The organism is Limnospira sp. PMC 289.06 (assembly GCF_032350395.1).
Lineage (GTDB): Bacteria > Cyanobacteriota > Cyanobacteriia > Cyanobacteriales > Microcoleaceae > Limnospira > Limnospira platensis.
On sequence record NZ_JARPLC010000022.1, the window covers coordinates 1 to 9,589 of the forward strand.

A 9,589-nucleotide genomic window follows, 5' to 3' on the forward strand; every position below is an offset into this window, starting at 1 on the left:
TGTATCGGGAATAGGGGGAAGGGTTTTTGTGGTAGACCCTTGAGGTCAACCTGAAACTATTACGATGGTGTAAGTGTATCGGGAATAGGGGGAAGGGTTTTTGTGGTAGACCCTTGAGGTCAACCTGAAACTATTACGATGGTGTAAGTGTATCGGGAATAGGGGGAAGGGTTTTTGTGGTAGACCCTTGAGGTCAACCTGAAACTATTACGATGGTGTAAGTGTATCGGGAATAGGGGGAAGGGTTTTTGTGGTAGACCCTTGAGGTCAACCTGAAACTATTACGATGGTGTAAGTGTATCGGGAATAGGGGGAAGGGTTTTTGTGGTAGACCCTTGAGGTCAACCTGAAACTATTACGATGGTGTAAGTGTATCGGGAATAGTTTCTGATACCTGGCTGGAGAATATAACTATGTCAACCCCTCCCATGGCTACGCGCGATCGCCATTAAAGTTGAGCAACTGCTTGATATATACCCTGTAGATAATCTGCAATATCCTCTATTTCTAAACCCAAAATACTATAGTCTAGTAAAACTTGACGGGTGGGGGTTTCATCTTCCTGGTTAGCAAATTCAACTAAGCGTTTTTGTGGTAGACCCTTGAGGTAAACCTGAAACTCTTGCGATGGCGTAACTGTATCGGGAATAGGGGGGAGGGGACTTTGATATTTTAGGGAAGTTTCCAACTGTGACAACCCCAAATCAATGCGACTAACAAAGGTTGTTAATGCTGGGTGAGGGTCTGTACCACTAAAATCATTTAATTGGTCAATTAAAACAGTGATAGATCGACTGAACCGAGTTAGGTTAGTCATTAGAGTTAAAGCTATTTCAATTTGGAGTTGGGAAGTTTGCGGGTCATCAATCAGTTTTTGTAGAGAAATTTGGGCGTTAAATTGAGCGAGTCTATTCTGATGACGTTGTTTACTGATAGCATGATAATCAGCAGATTGATTATTAGATAAGTAAGAATTGATGACTATATGGAAATAATCCCGACTACAACTAATAGCATCAGTGGCTAGTCTCCAGAATTGTTGTTCCTGGCGATCGCGAAATAGAAAGAATGCCGCCATAAAAGCTAATCCCGAACCAATTAAAGTAGCAATTACTCGCAGAGTCGCGACCCAAGCATTCTCAAAAGTTAGGCTGTGTTCGAGAGTCACAGCATATACAGTAATGAAAAAAACGGCGACTCCATAGTTAAACCTGAGCAAAGAAAAAGCCACGGAAACCGACATAATAGCAATGGCTTCTAAGCCAGCTTGGGTGTAAATAAACACAGTTAAAACCGGAGTGATTAACGCGCCTAAAACTGTCCCTAAAATTCTTTGAAAAAAACGGCGAAATGTGCTACCAAAATCATGCTGTAAAACCAATAAGACAGTTAAGCTAATCCAGAAGCCTCTGGGGATAGATTCAATAGTAGCGATCGCCACAGCTACCGATGTAGCAATAGCCAGTCGGAGTCCATGACGGAAGATAGCAGAATCGAAACTGAAGTTATCTAACAGAGGTTGAAACCAAGGTTGCTCAAGTTTTTCCAACAATATAGTTATTTCTGACAATTCCGAGTTATTTTCTCCCCCAATGGTAGTGGGTTTCATTTCCTGTACAACTAAAAAGGTTCTTTCCAGTAGAGAAATCAATCTATTTAGCACTTCTATCAACCGGACTAGAGCAATTAAACTCACATAAGCATCTACCTGATTACCAATAGTTTGACGTTGAAAAGATTGTTGTTCATCCAAGGCTTGGGTAATTTGTTTAAGGCGGTCACAGTTAACTTGAGCGGGTTGATTGCGGATTGTCTGGACTAGATTTTCCAGATTAACAACTATTTCTTTAAAAGCCTCATTTAACAAGATTTTAACGGTCATATTTTCCGGCTGGTCTCGATGAATACCGGATAACTTAATTAAGGTAGAGATAGCCGTCATCAAGTATTCAATATCTTGAATCAAAATCACTGCCGCTTGTCCGATTTCGGAAGTACCTCGGCGACCTTGGCGGTTGATGACTAAAGCATCCTTAGCTAATTGTAGTTTTTCTCGCCATCCTTTAACCTGCTGTAATTCCGAGACAGATAGACTGGTAGAATTATTTAAAACTACTTGTATATAATCAGCGATCGCCGCATAACAATCAGCTATGGCTTTTTTGAGGGGGAGATAAGGTTGTAGGGGCCAAAAAATGAACCATAAAGCGATCGCCCAAATTCCTCCCACCAAAGCAATAAACATCCTTTCTCCCGCGACTATGATATCTCCTGGGGGAGTATGAATAGTAAACAGAAATAAAATCCCCGCGACAATTCCCGTCATTACCCCAGGATGTCCATAAACCGCAGCATATCCTACCCCAAACATCCATAAAAAAGTTATCAGTAATTTTAGCCAAATAATATGGGATATCAAAGTTCCCAAACCTATAGCTAAAAGACCTGCTAACAGGGTGGCGATCGCTGTTTTAGCCCGAATTTTATAAGGACCACCCACCGCACCCAAAATAAAAAATACCCCCGTTAAACCTATATAAAATCCCGTCTCTGGATAACCCATTAACCGACCGATTACCAAAGGAACCGCTAAAGCTATACCTGCGCGAATACCTCGGTATGCTTCGATGGTCTTTTCAAATTGCAACAAAAAATTAAACAGGTGATTATTTGCTAAATTCATCCGAATATTTACTCTCAGGAATACACAAGAATTGTTGAGATAATAACTCCGTGATTTCACTAGCCGGAACAGGTCGAGAAAATAAATAACCTTGGGCGGCTTCACAACCGAGTTTTTTTAACCAGTAGAATTGTTCCGGTGTTTCCACACCTTCAGCAATTACATGAAGTTTCAGTAATTTACTTAAAGCTATAATTGATTTGGCAATCACCTGGTGGCGGTCACTCAAATTTTCTGGACTCACAAAAGAACGGTCAATTTTGAGACTATTAACAGGTAATTGGTGCAAATAACTAAGGGAAGAATAACCAGTCCCAAAGTCATCAATACTTAAACCAATACCTTTGGCTTGAATTTGGCTGAGTAAATCACAGGTTTTTTGAACATTCGCTACCAACATACTCTCGGTAATTTCCATAACTAAACTATTATGGTTCAGATTATAACTATTTAACACTTCGTCAAGTTGTTCTAGTAAAAAACCTTCTAATTGTTTAACTGAAAGGTTGACACTCATTTTTAAACAATGACTGGGAAATTGATTTTTCCACTCTTCTAATTGTTGACAAGCCTTGTGTAATAACCATTTACCTATAGGTATAATTAAACCCGTGTTTTCCGCAATTTCAATAAAGTGACCAGGGGATAAAAGACCCCTTTCGGGATGCTGCCAACGCACCAGTGCTTCTAATCCCTGAATCTTCTGAGTTTTGATATTAACAATAGGTTGATAATATAAAACTAACTCATTGTTTTTTATGGCTTTTCGTAGGTCATTCTCTAGGTGCATTTGTTGTACAGCGTGGAAGTGCATCAAGGGGTCAAATATGGCATATCTCCCTCGTCCTTCATGTTTGGCTCGATACATGGCTAAATCGGCATCCCTGAGTAAATCTTCGGCTTTTTCGTGGCGGTTTGTTCGCGCTACTATGCCAATACTACTATTAACAAATACCTCTCTTTCACCTATTTGTAAAGGTGATGTCCGCAGACTTTCTAAAATTCGCTCGGCTACCCGTATTGCTTCATGTATCACCTCTAAATATTCTAAGACAATCACAAATTCATCCCCTCCTAGGTGCGCCAATAAATCAGTATCTCTGACAAAGTTTTTGATGATTTTTGCCACTAATGACAGCATTTTATCACCAATTAAATGACCTAAACTATCATTGACAACCTTAAAATTATCTAAGTCTAAAAACAGGATAGCTAACTGCAAATTTTCATTATTTTGGGCTCGTTTTAAAGCCATATCTAGCTGTGCCATTAGGTGGGTACGGTTAGGGAGTCCGGTTAAACTATCGTGAAGAGCATCATATTTTAACTGTTCTTCTGCTTTAATGCGATCGCTAACATCCCTAGATGCACTCTGTAAATGTCTCACCTCTCCCTGGTTATCTAAAATTACTTTGGTGAGAGTTTCCAACCAGATATATTCTCCATTTTTTTTGCGGATTTGATAAATTATTGGACGAGATATTCCCGGTAAAATACTGAGGGAATATTCCATACATACCTGATATAATTCCTGGGATTGGAAAATATCAGTAGGTTTTTTACCAATCAGTTCTTCTGGGGTATATCCTAGCAATATTTCACTAGAGGGATTCACATATAAATAACTGCTATCAGGGGCGTGTAAACATACTAAATCACTCATATTTTCAGTGACTAAACGCAGACGTTCTTCACTTTCAGCTAAGGCGATTTCTATCTGTTTGCGATCGCTAATATCCATAATTAGGGTATCCCATATAATATCCCCATTATCATGGCGTTCTGGCTGTCCTGCTGATTGCAACCATTTCAATTTTCCCGAAGGAGTAGTAATCCGCCATTGCCAAAACCATGGGGCTAGATTATTAGCTGAAATCAGTACAGATTCATACATTGACTCTAGATCATCTGGATGCACCATATCCCACAAAATCTTAGCATCTTTAACAACAGTGTCCGCCCTAACTTCCCACAATTCATAACAGCCTTCACTCATATATAAAACCTGATCAGAACCGTCTGGGTGCAGCACATATTGAAAAATTGCCCCCGGTACATTAGCCGCCATCTTTTGAAAACGCTGTTCACTTTGTATCAGGGCTTTTTCAACTTGATTACGGCGCTTAATTTCTACACCCAATAAACGATTCCACACCAATAAAACCACTACCCCAGCAATGGTTGTATATATCCCTAAATTGATTAAAATTTCCTTCATTTGTTGCCTACCAAATTTAGCCGGTGGTTGTAGCCAGCGTCTGTAGGCTTGATAATAAGCAGAATTAGCATCCCTTTTCATCTCTAATATTTGCTGGTCAAGGGCGGCTAAAATAGCATAATTTTCACCTCTTGCCGTGACAAAATGTAGTCGAGAAGGGTTAATTAAAATATGGGTTCTCGCTAAATTATAGACCGATGAAGCCTCCCAACCATAGAGATGATTTACCACACCCGCATCAACTTCTCCATTGGCAACTAGCTCAAAAATCTCCTGAAAACTAGAGGCTTCCACTAATTGCGGTTGAACGGCAAAAGCCTCGGCTTTTTCTATCAATAATGACTGTTGAATACTACCAGCTAATACAGCTACTTGTTTTTGATGTAAGTCGATAATCGAGTTAATAGAAATTCCCGGTCTTCCATAAATCTCCGACCAACTTACGAGGACAACTTCTTGGTTAAAATCAAAACGGCGATCGCGTTCTTCCGAGTGAGCCACATCGACCATTAAATCAAGCTGTCCTTCCTCCAATAATTCTAAGCATTGATTCCACTCACAGGGGATATACTGCAACTGCCAATTTTCCCTCCTCGCCATAAACTTCAGTATATCTACCCAGAACCCGGTAGGTTTACCATTTTCATCAATAAAAACCTTGGGTTTATTTTCGTATACACCAACCCGAACTATATCGACTGTACCTTTAACTGGTGCAGCATCTACCCCTAAGTACATAGATATAATCAAGCAACTACTAAACGCTGCGACAAAATTCATTTTATGATGATTCATTTTAATTCAGTCTATCATATAATAGATAGTAGCAACCCCATACTAAAATCCGCCCAATCTTATGCTTATAGAGCAGTAGTTGACAGTTTCCCCATCCCCAGGAATAATCAGTAAGTATCTATTCCCTCTGGTTACATCTGTTGAACCCAACAGACAGCCAGAGACTACCTTGTTGATGTTAATCAATGGCAATTATCGAAGGCATCAAAATCGGCTGTCAAAAAATACAACCCTCCCTAAGTTCAGAGGAAGCAGCCAGGTGGCTATGGCGTGATTTATCCTTTAACTTAGAACCTGGCATACAATTAGGCTTAGTTGGTGCCACCGGAACCGGAAAAAGTTTATTATTGAGAGCGATCGCCTGCCTTGACCCCCTAGATGAAGGAGAAATCAGATATTTAGATCGGCCCCTGAGCGCCTGGAATTTGCCCTTGTACCGCTCACAAGTCATTTACCTACATCAACGCCCCATCATGTTCGAGGGTAGTGTAGAAGCCAACCTAAAGGCAGTCTATCAACTCGCCATTAACTCCCACCGTCGCTATGACCCTCACCAAGTCCGAGACCTACTGGAAACCTTTGACCGCCACCCTGATTTTCTCTACCAACCAGCCACCAACCTATCAGGGGGAGAAAGTCAACTTGTGGCAATTATCCGAGCCCTACAACTAGAACCAATGGTTTTGTTATTAGATGAATGTACAGCATCTTTAGACCCAGAAACCACCCACAAAGTCGAAGAGGCGATCGCCTTCTGGCTGTCTGCTAACCCCCAACGTGCTTGCATTTGGACTAGCCACGACCCCCAGCAAATTCAACGAGTGACCAACCAACAACTTATCCTTTCTCCCTATGTCGGATAATTACCTTTCCCTCAGTTATGGACAACTAGGCGCATCAGTTTTATTAATTATAATCAACGTCGCCCTATCCATCCAATTACGCCTAGGTTTAGAACGCTCCCTCGCCATAGCATCACTGCGGTGCGTAGTACAATTATTGTTAGTCGGCTATATCCTAGAATGGTTATTCGCCCTGGATAACCCCTGGGTAGTATTAGCGATCGCTCTATTAATGGCAGCCATAGCCGGAATATCAGCAGTAAACCGAACATCGCGCCGTTTTGCGGGAATCTATTGGCGGAGTTTACTGTCAGTATTAGTATCAGCCTTTTTAATCACCAACCTATCAGTCATCGGCATCATTCAAGTACAACCTTGGTACAATCCCCAATATTTAATCCCTCTGTTGGGAATGATCCTCGGAAACACATTAAACGGAATTTCTTTAGGCTTAGACAGGTTTATGGAAGGAGTCGTCAGTAACCGTAATGGCATTGAAACCCTACTCGCCCTAGGTGCTACCAGGTGGGAAGCCAGCCATAAACAAATTCAGACCGCAGTCCGAACCGGGATGATACCCATCATTAACTCTATGATGGTTATGGGTGTAGTTAGTTTACCCGGTATGATGACTGGTCAAATTTTAGCCGGAGCCAGTCCCCTTGATGCTGTACGCTATCAGATTATAATTGTGTTTGCGATCGCTTCCGCGAGCGCCCTCGGAACTCTCGGAGTCGTCATACTAGCCTGGGGGGCCCTATTCAGTCCCAGTCACCAACTCCTAAGCGATCGCCTCCATCACATCACCAAAAACTGAGTTGTTATCATGGAACGACTATCACCACTCCTGAAATATCCTAATTTTGTGTTACAAAGGATCCTGGCATCAACTGCGATCGCATTTCATCATATAGGCAGCCGTGACTCAAACCCTAACCCCATCATTCTCAGACACCCAGAACGTTCATCGCTATGTTTTAGATAACGGCATTACCCTGTTAGTCACCGAAAACCCGGCGGCGGACATTATCGCCACCCGTTTATTTTTGAGAACCGGAACCCGTTGGGAGCCACCACACCAAGCCGGACTCTCTCACCTCCTCGCCGCCGTCATGACCAAAGGGACAGAAAACCTCTCATCCCTAGAAATTGCCGAAAGAGTCGAGTCAGTAGGGGCGAGAGTTAGCGCCGACACCTCCTCCGACTATTTCCTCGTTGGTGTCAAAACAGTTTCTGGGGACTTCGAGAATATTTTGGAGTTAGTCGCCCAACTTTTGCGCGCCCCATCTTTTCCCGAAGCGGAAATAGAACTCGAACGTCGCATCACCATTCAAGGTATTAGGTCTCACAAAGAACAGCCATTTTCCATCGCTTTCGACTTTCTGCGACGGGGAATGTACCAAAACCATCCCTATGCCATTTCCACCCTCGGGACTGAAGAAACCGTAAGCCAAATTACCCGCGCCGACCTACAAGAATTTCATCAGACCTATTTTCGCCCAGATAATCTGATTATTTCCCTAGCCGGACGCATTAGCTTAGATAAAGCCCTAAGCCACATACAAAAAACCTTTGGAGACTGGAAAGCCGACCGGACTCCCCTCCCCAAACTGACACTACCACAAATCATCTCCAACCCTCACCAGGCGATCGCACCCCAGGAAACCCAGCAATCTGTCATTATGCTAGGATACCTCGCCGCCTCCGTCTATGATCACGATTATGCCTCCCTCAAAGTCATTAACACCTATCTGGGGAATGGTCTATCCAGTCGCCTCTTTGTCGAATTACGCGAAAAGCGCGGACTAGCCTATGATGTATCGGCTTTTTATCCCACCCGCCTAGATGCTTCCCAATTTGTAGTGTATATGGGAACTGCTCCTAATAATACCGCGATCGCTATTGACGGACTACGCACCGAAGTAGAACGACTCACCACCACCACCCTCACAGAAGAAGAACTCCAGGTCGCTAAAAATAAGCTCCTAGGACAATATGCCCTCGGAAAGCAAACTAACAGCCAACTCGCCCAAATTTACGGATGGTATGAAACCCTGGAATTGGGCATTGACTTCGACCAGCAATTTCAAATTGATGTCGCTTCCGTCACAGTTCCACAAGTCCAAGCCATATCTCAAAAATACTTCGGTCAACCTTACCTCGTCTTAGTCGGTCCAGAGGCGATCGTCAGCCCATTTTCCCACTCCCACTAACATACTCTCCGCCATACTACTACACAAACTCACCATTTTGTCAATAGGTATAAAAACAGAGATCCTCATTCACCCTCAAAACTCGTGTATCGCCAGCTTCAGATTTTCGTCAAAAAATCACTTTAATCGCCATATAATCAGGGTTTCACCCTTTATTTTTGCATAAAGACACAATAAGCCCTTGGTATCGGTTTCCTCAATGCTACCACAACCCCGATAATCTCGTCAACTTGTTGCCACTTTTGATCACCAAAAACGTATCAAATCTTAACAGTCTTTGAAAAATCCCATATATTTGAGCCGTATCAATTAGCCAAACTTATTTTTGGGTCAGGCAACAAATCACCCTGTGGGGTCAACCTGAATCGACCCCTTAATTGATGGTTTCCGATTTGAGACGGTCTATTTAACTGGGTTTACTGACGCTTTTACAGTGGCTGCTGTCAACAATATGCGATCGTAGTATAGCCGGTTGGGTGAGTGATTCATGAGCCGTTACAGGTTCCCCTATCGGGTGAAAAATCACCTGTTTACAGACAAATTGACTACTACCGCTATAGGCATAATCCCAAATATAGGATTCTGTATCATTAATCGTCGCCGCAGCCGGAGACCAAAACGAACTCAGCAAGACCAATTCCAAAGCCACTAAGGCCGTGATGATATATTTCCACATAATAATCCCCATTCCCATGAACTCACAGGGTTAGGGGCGAGTTTCCAGAGCATCTCTATTTGCGATCGCCAGTCGATACAACCCGCCCATTCTCCCATTATATCAGCCCATTCCGGGATGTCAAAACCTATTCCGTTTCGCCCTTAGTGCTGGACTTTTTGG

General features: G+C 42.6%; 6 protein-coding genes and 1 pseudogene (1 of these 7 cut by a window edge). 3 read left to right on the forward strand and 4 right to left on the reverse strand.

What is annotated here, in order from left to right:
• Nucleotides 1-448: 448 nt before the first annotated feature.
• Both P5674_RS07185 and P5674_RS07190 read right to left on the reverse strand, forming a co-directional pair.
• The gene (locus tag P5674_RS07185) at nt 449-2,683 is read right to left on the reverse strand and encodes an FUSC family protein (RefSeq protein ID WP_315669897.1); all 2,235 of its coding nucleotides are present in this window, start codon (nt 2,681-2,683) and stop codon (nt 449-451) included.
• Nucleotides 2,667-5,681, reverse strand: coding sequence for an EAL domain-containing protein (locus P5674_RS07190; protein WP_315669898.1), 3,015 nt, complete (start codon nt 5,679-5,681; stop codon nt 2,667-2,669). Before P5674_RS07190 ends, P5674_RS07185 begins: the two co-directional genes overlap by 17 nt.
• Nucleotides 5,682-5,881: 200 nt before the next feature.
• Here P5674_RS07190 and P5674_RS07195 point away from each other — a divergent pair, with 200 nt between their 5' ends.
• The 3 genes from P5674_RS07195 (at nt 5,882) to P5674_RS07205 (ending at nt 8,751) form a co-directional block, all read left to right on the forward strand.
• The gene (locus P5674_RS07195; RefSeq protein ID WP_006619325.1) at nt 5,882-6,559 is read left to right on the forward strand and encodes an ABC transporter ATP-binding protein; all 678 of its coding nucleotides are present in this window, start codon (nt 5,882-5,884) and stop codon (nt 6,557-6,559) included.
• Nucleotides 6,549-7,355 carry an ABC transporter permease gene (locus P5674_RS07200; RefSeq protein ID WP_006619326.1) on the forward strand — a complete coding sequence of 269 codons (807 nt, stop codon included), beginning with the start codon at nt 6,549-6,551 and terminating at the stop codon, nt 7,353-7,355. The genes P5674_RS07195 and P5674_RS07200 overlap by 11 nt, the downstream gene beginning before the upstream one ends.
• 103 nt (nt 7,356-7,458) lie before the next feature.
• Complete coding sequence (locus tag P5674_RS07205) at nt 7,459-8,751, forward strand: M16 family metallopeptidase (protein WP_006619327.1); 1,293 nt, start codon at nt 7,459-7,461, stop codon at nt 8,749-8,751.
• A 406-nt stretch (nt 8,752-9,157) separates the two neighbouring features.
• Here P5674_RS07205 and P5674_RS07210 read toward each other — a convergent pair whose 3' ends face one another.
• Entirely contained in the window at nt 9,158-9,439 is a 282-nt protein-coding gene (locus P5674_RS07210) for a hypothetical protein (RefSeq protein WP_286167398.1), read from the reverse strand.
• 115 nt (nt 9,440-9,554) lie between these two features.
• Nucleotides 9,555-9,589 (reverse strand): annotated as a pseudogene (topA, locus tag P5674_RS07215) (type I DNA topoisomerase); it runs 2,728 nt beyond the window's last position.

Bases quoted from the DNA above. Each gene is read 5' to 3' on its own strand.
- P5674_RS07185 (WP_315669897.1), bottom strand. From the start codon at position 2,683: ATGAATTTAGCAAATAATCACCTGTTTAATTTTTTGTTGCAATTTGAA.
- P5674_RS07210 (WP_286167398.1), bottom strand. From the start codon at position 9,439: ATGGGGATTATTATGTGGAAATATATCATCACGGCCTTAGTGGCTTTG.
- P5674_RS07195 (WP_006619325.1), top strand. From the start codon at position 5,882: ATGGCAATTATCGAAGGCATCAAAATCGGCTGTCAAAAAATACAACCC.
- P5674_RS07190 (WP_315669898.1), bottom strand. From the start codon at position 5,681: ATGAATTTTGTCGCAGCGTTTAGTAGTTGCTTGATTATATCTATGTAC.
- P5674_RS07200 (WP_006619326.1), top strand. From the start codon at position 6,549: ATGTCGGATAATTACCTTTCCCTCAGTTATGGACAACTAGGCGCATCA.